Source organism: Planomonospora parontospora (assembly GCA_014647935.1).
Lineage (GTDB): Bacteria > Actinomycetota > Actinomycetes > Streptosporangiales > Streptosporangiaceae > Planomonospora > Planomonospora parontospora.
The window spans coordinates 1-15,640 of the sequence record BMQD01000016.1 but is presented as its reverse complement, the minus strand read 5'-3'; the positions used below and the strand labels follow the sequence as shown (position 1 = coordinate 15,640).

Below are 15,640 nucleotides of genomic sequence, written 5' to 3'. Positions count from 1 at the left end.
ATCTTCGCCCGCCCGGCCGGGCCCGGCGGAGACCGCGGTCGCCCTACTGCTGCGCGCTGGAGACGGCCAGCGGCTCACTCGGGGCCTTGGCCCTGCCCTTCTCCATCTCCTCGCCCAGTTCCTGGAGTCTCTTGCGGCCCATCGCCTTGCGCACCTCGGGGAACCACTCGTCCTCCTCCTCCTCGACGTGGTGGCGGACGTTCTCCATGAGGACGGTGACCTTCGCGTCGAACCGCTCGTCCCTCGGGTCCATGCCCTTCAGCTCGGAGAGCATCCAGACCACCACGTGGTGCTCCTCGACGCTCTCCAGGATGTGGTCGGAGGTCTCCGGAACCTCCGCGCGGGCGACCGGGTAGAAGATCTCCTCCTCGATGTAGGCGTGGGTGGTGAGCTCTTCGATGATCCGGTCGACGAGCTTCCGCTTCTCGTCGTAGGCCTCGTCACCGGCCTTCTCGAACTGCTTGAACAGCTTCTCGACCGTCTTGTGGTCTTCCTTCAGGAGCACGATGGCGTCCACGTTCCGCCTTTCTGCGATGTGGTCCCGGAGGGTCTTCCGGGGGGATTCCATGGAGTTGCGGGGGGTCGGGGAGACGACGGGGTCACGGGTTGAGCAGCACCTTGATCGCCCCGTCGCGCTTCTTCTGGAAGATCTCGTAGCCGTGCGACGCCTGGTCCAGCGGGAGCCGGTGGGTGGCCAGGTCCATGACCCCCAGGGGATCGGACTCGTCGACGACCAGGGGCATCAGATCGTTGGTCCACCTCCGGACGTGGGCCTGGCCCATGCGCATGGTGACGCCCTTGTCGAACATCCTCAGCATCGGCATCGGGTCGGCCATGCCGCCGTAGACGCCGCTGACCGAGATCGTGCCGCCGCGCCGTACGGCGTCGATGCACTGGTGCAGGGCGGCCAGGCGGTCCACGCCCGCGTTGGTCATCAGCGGTGCGGCGAGCGCGTCGGGCAGCAGGCCGGTGATGGTCTGGGTGAGCTTCGCGACGGGCGAGCCGTGGGCCTCCATGCCGACCGCGTCGATCACCGAGTCGGTCCCCCGGCCGCCGGTGAGCTCGCGGACCGCCTCGGGGACGTCGCGGACCGCCGAGGAGTCGATGATCTCGATGCCGTGCCTGCGGGCCATCTCGAGCCGTTCGGGCACGCCGTCGATCCCGATCACCCGGTGGCCCAGGTGCTTGGCGATCCGGGCGCTCATCTGGCCGATGGGGCCGAGGCCGAAGACCGCGACGCTGCCGACGTCGGGGATGTCGGCGTACTGCACGGCCTGCCAGGCGGTGGGCAGCACGTCCGACAGGTAGACGAACCGCTCGTCCGGCGGGCCGTCGGGCACCTTGATGGGCCCGAAGTGGGCCTGCGGGACCCGCAGGTACTCCGCCTGGCCGCCGGGGACCTCGCCGTACAGCCGGGTGTAGCCGAACAGCGCGGCGCCCATGCCGTGGTCGCGGACCTGGGTGGTCTCGCACTGGGCGAAGAGTTTCAGCCCGCACATGTGGCAGCGGCCGCAGGAGATGTTGAACGGGACGACGACCCGGTCCCCGGGCTCGATGTGGGAGACCTCGGAGCCGACCTCCTCCACGATGCCCATGGCCTCGTGGCCGAGGATGTCCCCGTCGCTGATGAACGGGCCCATGAGCTCGTACAGGTGCAGGTCGGAGCCGCAGATGGCGGTGGTGGTGACCTTGATGATCGCGTCGGTCGGCTCCTTGATGATCGGGTCGGCGACCTCCTTGACCCGTATGTCGCGCTTGCCGTGCCAGGTGACGGCCTTCATGGTCTGCCTCCTATCCGGATTCGACGGGGACCGCCCCTGGCGGTCCCCCGCCCGGACGGCCCGTGCGCCGCCCGGGGTGGGCGGTCAGCGCAGCCGGGGCAGGACCTCCTTGGCGTAGAAGTCGAAGAACGCCTCCTGCTCGTCGCCGATCTGGCTGACGTACACCTCGTCGAAGCCCGCGTCGACGTACTCCCGGATCGCCTTGAGGTGGACCTCGGGGTCCGGGCCGCACGGCGAGCCCTTGCTCGCCTCCTCCTCGGTGACCATCTGCGCGAGCTGCTCGAAGTGCCGGGGAAGCGGCAGCAGCTGGGCGGCCTCGCCCTGGATGCCCTGGGTCGGCCAGAGCCGGTGCACGGTCTTGCGCGCCGTGGCCTCGTCGGCGGCGTAGCAGACCTTCAGCCCGCCCTGGACGGGCTTGCCCTGGCCGCCGGAGTCGTGGAACCGCTGCACGAACTCGGCCGACGGGCCGGTGCAGATGTAGCCGTCGGCGATGCGCCCGGCCAGCTCCACCGACTTCTCCCCGAACCCGGACATGTAGATCGGCGGCGGCGAGTCGGGCAGCGTGTACAGGCGGGCGGTGTCCACGTCGTAGTGGGTGCCGCGGTGCGTCACCAGTCTGCCGCTCCACAGCTCACGCATGATCTCGACCGCTTCCTCGAGCATCTCCAGCCGCTCCTCGGCGGGGGGCCACCGCGAGTCGATGATGTGCTCGTTGAGCGCCTCCCCGGTCCCGACGCCGAGCCGGAACCGGCCGCCGGTCAGCACGGCGCTGGTGGCGGCCGCCTGGGCGATGATCGCCGGATGGATGCGGACCAGGGGGCAGGTGACCGCGGTGGTGATCGGCAGCGAGGTCGCCTCGGCGATCGCGCCGATCACCGACCAGACGAACGGGCTCTGCCCCTGCTCGTCCAGCCAGGGGTGGAAGTGGTCGGAGATCCACAGGCTCTCGAACCCCGCCTGCTCGGCGAGCCTGGCCTGCCGCACCAGCTCCCTGGGGTCGTGCTCCTCGCTTGACAGGAAGTATCCGAACGTCGTCATATACCGCCTCCTCCACGGGATGAGCTGCACGGACCCTCTCCATACCCGTGCTGGGGAGGTCAAACGGAAGAGGGCAGCACGCCTCCTTGTGCCTTTCGCCCCGCAGGGGCGACACTGGGAGGACCAGGCGCATGAGCGGTCCGGGAGCCGCCGGGACCGCGATGGGCATGTCGCTGCTCTGGAGGCGTCCGTATGCCATTGCAGATCAGCGGGGAGCACCGCCGGGCCTTCACCGTCATCCGGATCGTGGGCGAGGTCGACAAGACCGCGGAGCCCCGCCTCCGCGAGAAGATCGACGAAGCGCTCGCGTCCGCGAGTCCCCGGCTGCTCTTCGACCTGTCGTCCATGAACTTCATCGATTCGTGCGGCCTGCGCCTCCTCGTCCAGGCCTCCAGCAGGGCCCACCGGTGCGGCGGCACCTGCGCCCTGTGCTGCCCGAAGCCCTCGACCCGCCGCCTGATGCGGCTGACCGGCCTCGACGCCGCGTTCGACGTGTACCCCACCCTCGGCGACGCACTCGCCGAGGCCCGGCCGGAGAGCCCGGCCACGGCGCGGCTCCCCTGACGTCCGGGCCGCCGCCCGCGGGGCGGGGCCGGCGCGGTTCCCGGTTTGACCATCCTCCTCCGGGCATCTGGGGGATATGCGGGTAATCGTCATCGGCGCGACCGGGAACGTGGGCACGAGCGTGGTGTCCGCCCTGGCCGCCGACAGCAGCGTCACATCCATCCTCGGGCTGGCCCGCCGCCTGCCCGACTGGCACCCGGAGAAGACCGAGTGGCGGACGGTGGACGTCTCCACCGGTGATCTCGCGCCGCACCTCGCGGGCGCGGACGCGGTCGTCCACCTGGCCTGGCTGTTCCAGCCGACGCGCCGCCCGGTGACCACCTGGCGCAACAACGCGCTGGGCAGCATCCGCGTCTTCGAGGCGGTGGCCCGGGCGAAGGTCCCCGTGCTGGTCCACGCCTCCTCGGTGGGCGCCTACTCCCCCGGCCCGAAGGACCGCCCCGTCACCGAGGACTGGCCCACCCACGGCTGGCCCGGCGCCGCCTACGGACGGGAGAAGGCCTACCTCGAACGGACGCTCGACGCGTTCGAGCGCGAGCACCCGGAGATCCGGGTGGTACGGCTCCGCCCCGGTTTCGTCTTCAAGCGGGAGGCGGCGACCGAGCAGCGGCGGCTGTTCGCCGGTCCGTTCCTCCCCCACCGGCTGGTACGGCCCGGCCTCATCCCCTTCGTCCCCGACCTGCCCGAGCTCAGGTTCCAGGCGCTGCACGCCGAGGACATGGGCGAGGCCTACCGCCTGGCGGTCGTCAAGGAGGTGTCGGGGGCCTTCAACATCGCCGCCGACCCGGTGATCGACTCCGCGGTGCTGGCCGAGGTGCTCGGCGCCCGGCGGGTGCCCGTCCCCGGCTGGATGCTGCGCGGCGCCGCCTCCGCCGCCTGGCACCTGCGCCTGGTGCCCGCCTCGCCGGACCTGCTCGACATGCTGTTCACCGTACCGATCATGGATGTCACCCGCGCCCGCACCGAGCTGGGCTGGACTCCCCGGCACTCCTCGGTGGACGCGCTGCGCGCGGTGCTGGAGGGACTGCGCACCGCGTCGGGCATGGACACGCCGCCGCTGTCGCCGAAGACCGGCGGGCCGGCCCGGACCGGGGAGCTGGCGACCGGGATCGGCACCCGGCCGTAGGGTGCGTCGCCCATGGCGGAGCCGTGGATGGCGCCGCTGACGCCGCTGACGCGGGAGGAGACCGGCGTAAGGCACCGAATGCGCGAGAGGTAGCCTGACGGTTCGTGACGACCTTCCGGACCGGCGAGGCCGCCGCGCTGCTCGGAGGCCGCGTTGCTCGGAGTCAGCGCCGGCACCGTGCGCCGGCGGGTGGCGCGGGCCGGTCGGCGGCCGCGCGGCCGGAACCTGACGAGGAGTCCCCTGTGCTGCTTCGGCGCCTTCCCCGCCGGGCCATCGCCCTGCCCGTCGCGCTCGCCGTCCTGACCGGCTGCGGCTCCGGCGAACCGGCCGCCACCTCCACCGCGTCCGGCTCCGCCCCGGCGACCGACGGGGCCGCGGCGGAGGTGACGGTGTTCGCCGCCGCCTCGCTGACCGGCACCTTCACCGAGCTCGGCAAGGCCTTCGAGGCCGCCCACCCCGGGGTGAAGGTGACCTTCAACTTCGGCTCCAGCGCCACTCTGGCCCAGCAGATCACCCAGGGCGCGCCGGCGGACGTGTTCGCCGCGGCCAGTCCGGCCACCATGAAGACCGTCACCGACGCCTCCCTGGCCGCCTCCCCGACGGTGTTCGTGCGCAACAGGCTGCGGATCGCCGTCCCGGGCGGCAACCCCGCGGGCGTCGACGAGCTGAAGGACCTGGCGGACGCGAGGGTGAAGGTGGCGCTGTGCGCGGTCCAGGTGCCCTGCGGCGCCGCGGCGGTCAAGGCGCTGGACGCGGCCGGACTCGAGGTCACCCCGGTCACCCTGGAGCGGGACGTCAAGGCCACCCTCACCAAGGTCGCACTCGGTGAGGTCGACGCCGCCCTGGTCTACGCCACCGACGTGCCGGCCTCCGGCGGCAAGGTGGAGGGCATCGACTTCCCCGAAGCCGAGCAGGCGGTCAACGACTACCCGATCGCCGCCCTGACCGGGGCCCCCGCCGGACCGGCGGCCCAGCGGTTCGTCGACCTGGTCCTCTCCCCGCAGGGCAGGGACGTGCTGACCGGGGCCGGATTCCAGGCGCCCTGACCCCGTCCGCCAGGTCGGCCTCCCGGTCGTCGCCGTGCCCCGGCGGTGAGCCTGTACCCGGGTACCGGATGCGAGTCCCTCCTGCCCTCCGCTCGGGCGGAGGACCTCGGCGGCGTCCGGAGGGCCGGGTTCCGTCCCAGGACAGGCCCGGTGCGGACGCGGGAACGGCCGCCCACCGTGCGGTGGGCGGCCGTTCTCCTCGCCGTCTCCGCCGGATCCCCGGTGGGTCCCCGGCGAATCTTTCCGGGTGATCAGACCCGGGAGGTGGCGCGGCGGCGGCTGAGCGCGACGCCCAGGCCGATCATGCCGAGGCCGAGGAAGAAGTGGAGCCAGTTGTCCGCGGTGTTGAGCGGGACGAAGTTGGCCGAGCTGTCGTGCGGGATCAGCAGGCCGTACAGCCACAGCAGCAGGTAGACGGCGCCGCCGCCGATCAGGAAGTTGCGCGCCCCGGACCAGGTCCGGGAGAGCGCGAGGCCCGCCACACCGAACAGCAGGTGGACGATGTTGTGCAGGATCGACACTTCGAAGATGCCCAGGAGCATCGCGTCGGAGTGGTGCCCGGCGAACTCGAGCTGGTCGACGTTGCTGGTGATGCCGGGGATGAAGCCCAGCACGCCGACGAGGAGGAACACGATCCCGACGACCCGTGCGGCGAGCTGCAGCTGCGAGCGGTCGGTGGCGTGAGTGTGCGGTGCGTCCATGACGTCTCCCACATGTGCGATCGGGACTGGTGCCCGCTCCTGCTACCCGCCCCCTGGACGTCTAGTCACCGGCCGCGGAAACACGGGTAACGATGACGACACGGCGCCGCTCCGGGGCCGGCGGATCTCCGCCGTCCCCGTGGCCACTCCCGCACCGCGGCCGGCGGACCACCGGCGGCCGCCCCCGCACCGGGATCAGCGGATCACCGGCGGCCGCCCCCGCACCGGGGTCAGCGGATCACCGGCAGCCCCGCGACGAGCGCGGCGATCAGCCTCTTCAGCGTCGGCAGGAACGGCGGGCAGGCCGCGGCGATGTCCGGGTCCTGCGCGTAGAGCTCGACCAGCACGGGTGCGGGGTTGGCCACCGGGTAGAGCGTTCCGGCGAATCCGGCGGCCGCCCCGACCACTTCGAGCCCCTCGCCCGCGGTGAGGACGGGGTGCGCCCGCGCGACCTGCTCGCCGAGCCCGGCGACGACGCCCAGCACGGTCCGTTTGAAGACGCGGGCCGCCGGGACGGAGACGTTGTGCTCCAGGCTGGTCGAGATGTTACCGAGCAGATCGCACAGGAGCGGCCGCTCGGCGAGCGTCTCGGCCAGCGCGTCGACCACGGCCTCCGGCCCGGCGGCGTCCCGCAGCCGCACGGTGACCGCCTCCGACCAGTCCAGCCAGCATTCGGCGGCCAGCTCGAGGTAGATCTCCTCGCGGGTGCCGAAGTAGCGCACCACGTTGGACTTGGCCAGGCCCACGGCCGCCGCGACCCCGCCCAGGCTGACGTCGCGCACGCCGGAGCGGAGGGCGAGCTCGCGGGCGGCGGCGAGGATCGCCTCGCGCCGCTGCTGCTTGTGCTCCGGCCGCCTGGCCCGGACGAACGCCGGCTGTGTCATGTCCCCGCAAGCATACGACGGAGGTAAGAGGACACCGTTCTCTTGTTAAGAGTACGTCGTTCTGTTAGCGTCGGCCGCAGCGGACGGGCCCGCCGTCCCGGCGGGCGTCTCCCCGCCCGTCCCCCCGCGGGGACGCGCGGCGGCTCCGCGGACCGGCTCACGAACGGAGAGTGCACGTGGTCGAGGTGCGGTTGCGGGTGAACGGCGCCGACGCGTCGCTCGATCTCCCGCCACAGGTCAGCCTGCTCGACGCGCTGCGCGAGCGCCTCGGCCTGACCGGCACGAAGAAGGGCTGCGACCAGGGGGCCTGCGGCGCCTGCACGGTCCTGGCCGACGGTGAGCGGATCAACTCCTGCCTGGCCCTGGCCGTGCAGTACGCCGGCCGGGAGATCACCACGATCGAGGGGATCGCCGGCGACGGGCCCGGGCACCCGCTCCAGGCCGCCTTCGTCCGCAACGACGGCCTCCAGTGCGGCTACTGCACCTCCGGCCAGATCTGCTCGGCGATCGGGATGCTGGCCGAGCACGGCGCCGGGATGCCCAGCGCCGTCACCGAGCACCTCTGCGCGGACGGCGCCGAGCTCACCGACGACGAGATCAGGGAGCGGATGAGCGGCAACCTGTGCCGGTGCGGCGCCTACAACGGCATCGTCGACGCCATCCGGGAGTTCGCCGCGGCGGAGGCGGAGCGATGAGACCGTTCTCGTACGTGAGCGCCCCCGACGTCGCGACGGCGCTCCGCGCGGTCGCCGACGATCCCGGTGCGAAGTTCCTCGGCGGCGGGACGAACCTCGTCGACCTGATGCGCGCCGGGATCGAGCAGCCGGACACGGTCGTCGACATCACCTCCCTGCCCCTGGCCGAGATCGGGGAGCGGCCGGACGGCGGCGTGCGGATCGGCGCCCTGGTGCGCAACAGCCGCCTGGCCGCGCATCCGCTGATCCGGGCCCGCTATCCGGTGCTGTCCCAGGCGGTCCTCGCCGGGGCCTCGGCGCAGCTGCGGAACATGGCGACCGTCGGCGGGAACCTGCTCCAGCGCACCCGTTGCCCCTACTTCTACGACCGCACGGCCGCCTGCAACAAGCGGGAGCCGGGCAGCGGGTGCGGCGCGATCGGCGGGTTCAACCGCGGCCACGCCGTCCTCGGCGTGAGCGGCGCCTGCATCGCGGCCCACCCCTCGGACATGTGCGTCGCGCTGGCCGCGCTCGACGCCGTGGTCGAGGTGGAGAGCGTGCGCGGCGTCCGGCGCGTCCCCATGGCCTCCTTCCACCGGCCGCCCGGCGAGACCCCGCACGTCGAGACCGACCTGTCCCCCGACGAGCTCGTCACCGCGGTCGAGCTGCCGCCCTCGCCGACGGCGGCGAACTCGCGCTACCGCAAGGTCCGCGACCGGGCGTCGTACGCGTTCGCGCTGGTCTCCGTCGCCGCCGCGCTGGAGGTCCGCGACGGTACGGTGACCGGGGTCGGGCTGGCTCTCGGCGGCGTCGCCACCACGCCGTGGCGGGCCCGGCGGGCCGAACACGCCCTGCTCGGGGCGCCCGCCACGGAGGAGTCGTTCCGGCGGGCGGCCGAGGCCGAGCTCGCCCCCGCCACCGGCCTGCCGGGGAACGCCTTCAAGATCGAGATGGCCCGGCGGGCCGTCACGGCCACGCTGCGGCGGCTGCTCACCGAGGGGAGCCCGGCATGACGTCCACCCCCACCGCTCCCACGCGGACCCCGTCCCCGGTGGAGACGGGAACCGGCCGCAGCGTCGGCAGGCCGCTGGACCGGGTCGACGGGACGGCCAAGACGACCGGCGCGGCCCGCTACGCGGCCGAGCACCCCCACCCCGGCCTGGCGCACGCCGCGCTGGTGCACGCGGCGGTCACCCGCGGCCGGATCACCGGCATCGACGCGGCCGGGGCCGAGGCCGTCCCCGGCGTGCTGGCCGTGATCACGCACGAGAACGCCCCGGCGATGAAGCCGCCGCCCCCGGTGAGCGTGCTGAACCTGAGCAGCCTCGCCTCCGGGTCGAGCGTCAATTACCTCAACACCGACGAGGTGCACTGGAACGGCCAGCCCGTCGCGGTCGTCGTCGCCGAGACGCCGGAGGCCGCCCGGCACGCCGCCGGCCTGGTCCGGGTCTCCTACCGGGAACTGCCCGCCACCGTGGACTTCGCCGCCGAGGAGGGCAACGCCGTACCGCAGAAGAGCAGTGCGCTGCAGTCCGGCGGCGCCCGCAAGGGCGACGCGGAGGCCGCGCTCGCCGCCGCGCCCGTCTCGGTCGACCTGCGCTTCACCACGCCGCCGTACCACCACAACGCGATCGAACCGCACGCCACGACGGCGGTGTGGGACGGCGACCGGCTGACCGTCCACGAGGGCACCCAGAACATCACCTGGCTCCGCGACCACCTGGCCCTGCGGTTCGGCGTCCCGGTGCGGAACGTGCGGGTGGTCGCGCCGTACGTCGGCGGCGCGTTCGGCGGCAAGACCATGGTCTGGGCCGGCACCGTGCTGACGGTGCTGGCGGCGCGGGTGACCGGCAGGCCGGTGCGGATGGCGCTCACCCGGGAGGGCGTCTACCGCACGGTCGGCGGGCGCACCCCGTCGGCGCAGCGGGTGGCGCTGGGCGCCCGCGCGGACGGCACGCTGACCGCGCTGATCCACACCAGCGTGACGCAGACCGGCCGGACCGGCGGCCTGCCCGAGCAGGCGACCTCCCAGTCGCGGCACCTCTACGCCGCGGAGAACATCCTGCTCCGGCAGAATCTGGTCGAGCTGGACGCGGTGCCGAACACGCCCATGCGCGCGCCCGGCGAGTCGATCGGGACCTTCGCGCTGGAGTCGGCCGTCGACGAACTCGCCTGCGCGCTCGGCCTCGACCCGATCGAGCTGCGGATGCGCAACGAGCCGGAGCGCAACCCGGTCGACGGCAAGCGGTTCGCGCACCGGATGCTGCGCGAGGCCTACGCGCTCGGCGCGGAGCGGTTCGGCTGGTCCGGCCGGACGCCGGAGCCGGGCTCGATGCGCGACGGCGGGTGGCTCGTCGGCCTGGGCGTCGCCTCGGCGTACCACCCCTCGTGGCAGATGCCCGCCAACGTCACGGTCAGGCTCTCGGCCGACGGCTCCGTCGTGGTGCGCTGCGGCTTCCACGAGATGGGCATGGGCGGGGCGACCGCGCAGGCGCAGATCGCCGCCGACGCCCTCGGCGTGCCGTTCGAGGCCGTGCGGGTGGAGTACGGCGACTCGGACCTGCCCAGCGGGCCCGGCGCCGGCGGCTCCGCGCAGACCGCGAGCGTGGCGGCGAGCCTGCTGGCCGCGTGCGAGAAGCTGAAGGGCTCGCTGCTCGCCCTGGCCCGGCGCTCCGGCGGCTCCCCGCTGCGCGGCCGGCGGCCGGGCGACCTCGAGGCCCGCGACGGCGGGCTCTGGGCCGGGCCCGCGGGACCCGGTGAGACCTACGCGGCGATCCTGGCCCGGGCGGGCCGGGACTCCGCCGAGGCCGCCGTCGGGTCCGACACCCGCGTCGGGAAGGTCACCGGGCAGCTCCGGTTCATGTCGAAGCTCCTGCGCGACCGGCGGCGCTGGGTGAAGGCCGCGTGCGGAGCGCACTTCTGCGAGGTGCGGGTCGACCCGGACACCGGGGAGGTCCGGGTCTCCCGCTGGCTCGGCGTCTTCGACGTCGGCAGGGTGGTCAACGCGAAGATGGTCGCCAGCCAGCTCCGCGGCGGCATCGTGATGGGCATCGGCATGGCGCTGTCGGAGGAGACGCTCGTCGACCCGCGCAACGGGCGGATCATGAATCCCGGCCTGGCCGACTACCACGTCCCGGTCCACGCCGACGTCCCGCCCATCGACGTGCACTGCCTGGACGTGCCCGACCCGACCATGCCGCTGGGCCTGCTCGGCGTGGGCGAGGTGAGCGTCACCGGCGTGGCCGCCGCGATCGCCAACGCCGTCCGGCACGCGACCGGCAGACGCGTGCGCGACCTGCCCGTCACCCCGGACAAACTGCTCTGACGGCGAGGACGCGGGTGAACGCCTCCCGGTCCGGCGCCCGTCCCGGCCGGCCTCGCCGTCCCCGGCGGCGTTCGCGCACCCGCCGGGTCCGGGAGGTGACGCGGCCCGCCGCACGGGCAGTGCCCTGACATGGAGACCCAGACCTCCCTGCCGATCCCTGTCCCCGGCCCGCCGCGTCGCGCGGGCGCCGGGGCGGCGTTCCCGGCCGGCGCGCCGGCCGGGAACGTCCTCGTCGGCACGGCCTCATGGACCGACAGGTCGCTGCTCGACTCGGGCTGGTACCCGGACGGGGTGTCGACGCCCGCCGAGCGGCTCGCCTTCTACGCGGCGCGGTTCCCGCTGGTGGAGGTGGACGCCACCTACTACCACCCCCCGTCGGTCAAGACCGCGGAGGCCTGGCGGGACCGCACGCCGCCGGGGTTCACCTTCAACGTCAAGGCGTTCTCCCTGCTGACCGGGCACCCCACCCGGGCGCGCTCGCTCTACAAGGACCTCCGCCTGCGGCTCGGCGACCCGGACGGCACCCTCTACCTGCGCGACGTCGGCCCCGAGATCGCCGAGGAGGTGTGGTCGCGCTTCCTCGGCGCGCTCGCGCCGCTGCACGAGGCAGGCCGGCTCGGCGCCGTCCTGCTGCAGTTCCCGCCGTGGTTCCCGGCCGGCGAGGGCAACCGGCGCCGGGTGCTGGAGTCCGTACGGCGCTGCGCCCCGATGCGCGCGTGCGTGGAGTTCCGCAACCGCACCTGGATGGAGGAGGGCGAGCGCGAGCGGACGCTCGGCTTCCTGGCCGAGCACGGCATCCCGTACGTCAGCGTCGACATGCCGCAGGGACACCCCTCGTCGATCCCGCCGGTCCTGGCCGCCACCGCGGACCTGGCCGTGGTCCGCTTCCACGGCCACTCGGACAAGTGGACGAGCAAGAAGATCGAGGAGCGCTTCGCCTATGCCTACTCCGAGGCCGAACTGGAGCGCTGGGCGGCCCGGCTCCGGGAGTTCTCCGGGCAGGCCGGGACCGTCCACGTGCTGATGAACAACTGCTGCCGCGACAACGCCCAGCGCAACGCCGCCCGCCTCACCGAGCTGCTGGGCGCCTCTCCGGCCGGGGAGCGGCGGTAGGCCGCCGCCGGCCAACGCCGTGCGGCGCCGCCCCGCAGGCCGGTCCTCACGAGACGAGCGCGGCCTCGGCCAGCTCACGCCAGTCCTGCCCCCGGCCGGCGCGGACCGCCTCGGCGAACGCGGCCTCCCCGAGGCGGCCGCGCGCCTCCGCGGCGATCCTGGAGGCGTCCGGCTGCGCGCGATCCGGGGTGCCGCGCACGGCGTCGCCCGCCGCGAGCAGCCGTACGGCCTGCTCGGCCCGCCCCTGGCGCAGCGCGAGGTCCGCGATCCCGATCAGCACCTCGGCGAGCATCGGCGGGAACGCCTGCTCCGCCGCCACGCGGAACGCCTCGGCCCGGTACGCGCGGGACTCCTCGAGATCGTCGGCGAGGTAGCCGTACATGTCCATGGCCTTGGCGCGGACCAGGCCGATCCGTTCCTCGTCGTCCAGCATCGCCCGCACCGTGGCCAGGTGCCGGCGCGCCTCGTCCGGCTCGCCGCGCCAGCGCGCCAGGTCCGCCTTCGCGATCGTCAGCTCGGCGACCGTGTCCGGCCAGGCGATCCCGTCCGCGTACCGCTGCGCGTCCGCCATGGCGGACGCGCTGGACCGCTCGTCGCCGAGCAGCCAGTACAGCTGCGCCTGCCGCGCCCGCACGCCGACCGCGTCCTCGGTCGCGCCCAGCGCGGTCAGCGCCGCGACCGCCTCCTCGTAGTGCTCGCACGCACGGGCGAACTCTCCGCGCATGGCGAGCCGGTCGCCCAGGAAGGCCAGCGCCAGCGCGATCCCCCACCGGTCGCCCACCCGGCGGAACCCGGCGAGGGCGATTTCGGCGTCGAGGTCCACGTCGGTCTCGTCGCCGCCGAGCGTGAGCCGCAACCGGCCGCGAGCTAGCCTGGCCTGTGCGCTCACCCATGGATCGTCGCCGGCGATGAGCGGCTCGAACGCGGGCAGGAACTCCGCGGGCCCGCGCAGCATCGCCTCGAGCGGGACGACGAATCCGAGCAGGGGGTGGCGGTGCCCGCTGCGCTCGGCGAACCGGTGCGCTTTCTGGATCCAATCCCGCGCCTGGTACTGGTCGCCGCCGACCCCGGAGGACACGAACACCGTCACGATGGTGTACGCCATCGCCCGCACCTCGTCGGACACCTCACCGTCCAGCGAGGCCGCCGCGACGCTCAGCTCGGTGCCCTCCGCCCGGCGCCCGCTGAGGAACCAGTACCAGCCCGCGGCCGCGACCAGCCGCATCGCCTCCTGGGCCCATCCCCCGGCGATCGCCCCGCGCAGGGCCGCGTTGATGTCGTCCTGCTCGGCCTCGAGCACGGCCAGCCACTCCAGCTGCCCGGCCGTGCGCAGGTGCGGATCGGCCGTCTCGGCCAGCTCGGTGAAGTAGGCGAGGTGCGCCCGGCGCACCGGCTCGGTCTCCCCCGCCTCGGCGAGCCGGTGTCCCGCGTACTCCCTGATGGTGTTGAGCATCCGGTAGCGCGGCGCGCCCTCTCCGTCGGCGAGCAGCAGCGACTTCTCGATCAGCGCGGTCAGCACGTCGAGCACCTGCTCCCCGGCGAGTGCCCCGTCCCCGCACACCCGCTCGGCCGCCTCCAGGCTCACCCCGCCGGAGAACACCGAGAGCCGCCGCAGCACGCCGCGTTCGGCCTCGGTCAGCAGATCCCAGCTCCAGTCCACGACCGCGCGCAGCGTCTTGTGCCGGGGGAGCACCGTACGGCTGCCGCCGGTCAGCAGGCGGAACCGGTCGTCGAGCCGGCGTGCCAGCTGGTCGACGGACATGGTGCGCAGCCGTGCCGCGGCCAGTTCGATCGCCAGCGGCATCCCGTCGAGCGCCCGGCAGATCCGCGCCATGGCCGACAGGGTGCGCGCGTCCGAGCCGACGTCCTTGCGCACCAGGTCCGCGCGGTCCCGCAGCAACCGCACCGCGGGCGCGGACCCGTCCTCGGCGGGGTCCGCGCCCTCCGCGGGCAGCGCGAGCGGCTCGACCCGCCACAGCACCTCTCCGGTGATGCCGAGCGGTTCCCTGCTCGTGGCCAGGATCCGCAGGTTCCGGCACTCCCCCAGCAGCCGGTCCGCGAAAGCCGCGGCCGCCTCGATCACGTGCTCGCAGTTGTCCAGGACCAGCAGGACCGCGCGCTCCCGGAGCGCCGCGATGAGCCGCTCCGCCGGTTCGCCGCCCCGCGCACCGCCGAGCAGCCCCTGGTCGCGCAGGCCGATCGCGGTGAGGGCGGCCTGCGCCAGCTCGCCGCCCGCCCGCACCGAGGCCAGTTCGACCAGCCACGCCCCGTCCGGCAGTTCGGCGAGCATCGTCCGCGCGGTCTCCGCGGCCAGCCTCGTCTTGCCGGAGCCGCCCGGCCCGGTCAGGGTGACCAGCCGGTGCCCGACGGCCAGGGCGGCGAGGGCGGAGACGTCGTCGTCCCTGCCGACGAAGCTCGTCAGCTCGGCGCGCAGGTTCGTCCTGCGGTTCTCCGCCCGCTCGCCCAGCTCGCCCCGGAGCAGTGCGACGTGCAGCGCGGAGAGCTCGGCCGACGGGTCGGCGCCCAGTTCCTCGGCGAGCCGCTCGCGCGTCCGCTGGTACACGGTCAGCGCCTCGGCCCCGCGCCCCGCCTCGGCGAGCGCTCGCATCAGGGCCGCCGCGAACCCCTCCCGCAGCGGGTACGCGGCGACCAGATCGGTCAGCTCGGCGACCAGCTCCGAGCCGCGGCCGAGGCGGATGTCCGCGTCCACCCGGTCCCCGAGCGCGGTGACGCGGAGTTCCTCCAGCCGCGCGACCGCCGCGTCGAACGCGTCGCCGTCCCGCAGCGCGATGTCCGCCAGGGCCGTACCGCGCCACAACGCCAGGGCCGAGCGCAGCAGTTCCGCCCGCGCGGCGGGCTCGGCGGCGCGGGCCCGGCCCACCAGGTGCTCGAACCGGCACACGTCCACGGCGTCGGGAGCCACGGCCAGCCGGTATCCGCTGGCAGCCGCCTCGATCACGCCCTCCGGCAGCACCCTGCGCAGCCTGGACACCAGTGCCTGCAGGGCGTTCGCCTCGTCCGCGGGCGGCCGCCGCCCCCAGATCCAGTCCACCAGCCTCGCACGCGTGACGATCCGGCCGGGTTCGAGGGCGAGTGCGGCGAGCAGCGCGCGCAGCCGGGTCCCGGGCACCTCCACCACGGCCCCGTCACGGTTCCGGACCTCGAACGGCCCGAGCAGTTCAACTCGCACATCGGTCATTGTGCCGAATTCCGGCGACGTCCCGAGCCGGTCACCGGGCCGCCCGACGCCGCCCGGCACCGCGTACGCGGAAGCGTCGGAGCCGACCGCTGCTCAGGACGAAAACTCTCTTTTCTAAAGAAAGAACCCTTAGATTCAGACGATCAATGCAACGCTGCTGGTGGATGGGTGGATCGTGGCTCGGATGGG

General features: G+C 73.8%; 13 protein-coding genes. 7 read left to right on the top strand and 6 right to left on the bottom strand.

Going from position 1 to position 15,640, the window contains the following annotated elements:
• Window positions 1-43: 43 nt before the first annotated feature.
• The 3 genes from IEZ07_RS23595 to IEZ07_RS23585 all read right to left on the bottom strand — a co-directional run bounded on the left by IEZ07_RS23595 (window position 44) and on the right by IEZ07_RS23585 (window position 2,819).
• The gene (locus IEZ07_RS23595; RefSeq protein WP_204054505.1) at window positions 44-517 is read right to left on the bottom strand and encodes a hemerythrin domain-containing protein; all 474 of its coding nucleotides are present in this window, start codon (window positions 515-517) and stop codon (window positions 44-46) included.
• Between the two features lie 82 nt (window positions 518-599).
• Window positions 600-1,781: a zinc-dependent alcohol dehydrogenase gene (locus IEZ07_RS23590; protein WP_191896734.1), complete on the bottom strand. Its 1,182-nt coding sequence runs from the start codon at window positions 1,779-1,781 to the stop codon at window positions 600-602.
• Between the two features lie 84 nt (window positions 1,782-1,865).
• Window positions 1,866-2,819: an LLM class F420-dependent oxidoreductase gene (locus IEZ07_RS23585; protein ID WP_191896733.1), complete on the bottom strand. Its 954-nt coding sequence runs from the start codon at window positions 2,817-2,819 to the stop codon at window positions 1,866-1,868.
• Window positions 2,820-3,011: 192 nt separating this feature from the next.
• On the opposite strand from IEZ07_RS23585, the gene IEZ07_RS23580 reads away from it, so the two are divergent.
• The 3 genes from IEZ07_RS23580 to modA all read left to right on the top strand — a co-directional run bounded on the left by IEZ07_RS23580 (window position 3,012) and on the right by modA (window position 5,555).
• A complete protein-coding gene (locus tag IEZ07_RS23580; protein WP_191896732.1) occupies window positions 3,012-3,383 on the top strand; it encodes an STAS domain-containing protein in 372 nt (123 codons plus the stop codon).
• Window positions 3,384-3,459: 76 nt separating this feature from the next.
• Complete coding sequence (locus IEZ07_RS23575; protein ID WP_191896731.1) at window positions 3,460-4,509, top strand: NAD-dependent epimerase/dehydratase family protein; 1,050 nt, start codon at window positions 3,460-3,462, stop codon at window positions 4,507-4,509.
• A gap of 242 nt (window positions 4,510-4,751) precedes the next feature.
• Window positions 4,752-5,555, top strand: coding sequence for a molybdate ABC transporter substrate-binding protein (gene modA / locus IEZ07_RS23570; protein ID WP_191896730.1), 804 nt, complete (start codon window positions 4,752-4,754; stop codon window positions 5,553-5,555).
• A gap of 251 nt (window positions 5,556-5,806) precedes the next feature.
• Here modA and IEZ07_RS23565 read toward each other — a convergent pair whose 3' ends face one another.
• Together IEZ07_RS23565 and IEZ07_RS23560 are read right to left on the bottom strand one after the other, a co-directional pair.
• The gene (locus IEZ07_RS23565) at window positions 5,807-6,256 is read right to left on the bottom strand and encodes a DUF4383 domain-containing protein (RefSeq protein WP_191896729.1); all 450 of its coding nucleotides are present in this window, start codon (window positions 6,254-6,256) and stop codon (window positions 5,807-5,809) included.
• 230 nt (window positions 6,257-6,486) lie between these two features.
• Window positions 6,487-7,140 (bottom strand): TetR/AcrR family transcriptional regulator, encoded by a 654-nt coding sequence (locus tag IEZ07_RS23560; protein WP_191896728.1) that lies wholly within the window; start codon window positions 7,138-7,140, stop codon window positions 6,487-6,489.
• A gap of 170 nt (window positions 7,141-7,310) precedes the next feature.
• Here IEZ07_RS23560 and IEZ07_RS23555 point away from each other — a divergent pair, with 170 nt between their 5' ends.
• From IEZ07_RS23555 to IEZ07_RS23540, 4 genes are all read left to right on the top strand, one after another.
• Window positions 7,311-7,835, top strand: a complete 525-nt coding sequence (locus tag IEZ07_RS23555) for a (2Fe-2S)-binding protein (RefSeq protein WP_373868878.1) — start codon at window positions 7,311-7,313, stop codon at window positions 7,833-7,835.
• Complete coding sequence (locus tag IEZ07_RS23550) at window positions 7,832-8,827, top strand: FAD binding domain-containing protein (protein WP_191896727.1); 996 nt, start codon at window positions 7,832-7,834, stop codon at window positions 8,825-8,827. Before IEZ07_RS23555 ends, IEZ07_RS23550 begins: the two co-directional genes overlap by 4 nt.
• Window positions 8,824-11,139 carry a xanthine dehydrogenase family protein molybdopterin-binding subunit gene (locus tag IEZ07_RS23545; protein WP_191896726.1) on the top strand — a complete coding sequence of 772 codons (2,316 nt, stop codon included), beginning with the start codon at window positions 8,824-8,826 and terminating at the stop codon, window positions 11,137-11,139. Before IEZ07_RS23550 ends, IEZ07_RS23545 begins: the two co-directional genes overlap by 4 nt.
• Before the next feature lie 129 nt (window positions 11,140-11,268).
• On the top strand, window positions 11,269-12,252 hold the full coding sequence (locus tag IEZ07_RS23540) for a DUF72 domain-containing protein (RefSeq protein ID WP_191896725.1): 984 nt from the start codon (window positions 11,269-11,271) through the stop codon (window positions 12,250-12,252).
• 46 nt (window positions 12,253-12,298) lie between these two features.
• On the opposite strand, the gene IEZ07_RS23535 is transcribed toward IEZ07_RS23540, so the two are convergent.
• Window positions 12,299-15,442, bottom strand: a complete 3,144-nt coding sequence (locus IEZ07_RS23535) for an AfsR/SARP family transcriptional regulator (RefSeq protein WP_191896724.1) — start codon at window positions 15,440-15,442, stop codon at window positions 12,299-12,301.
• Between the last annotated feature and the right edge of the window lie 198 nt (window positions 15,443-15,640).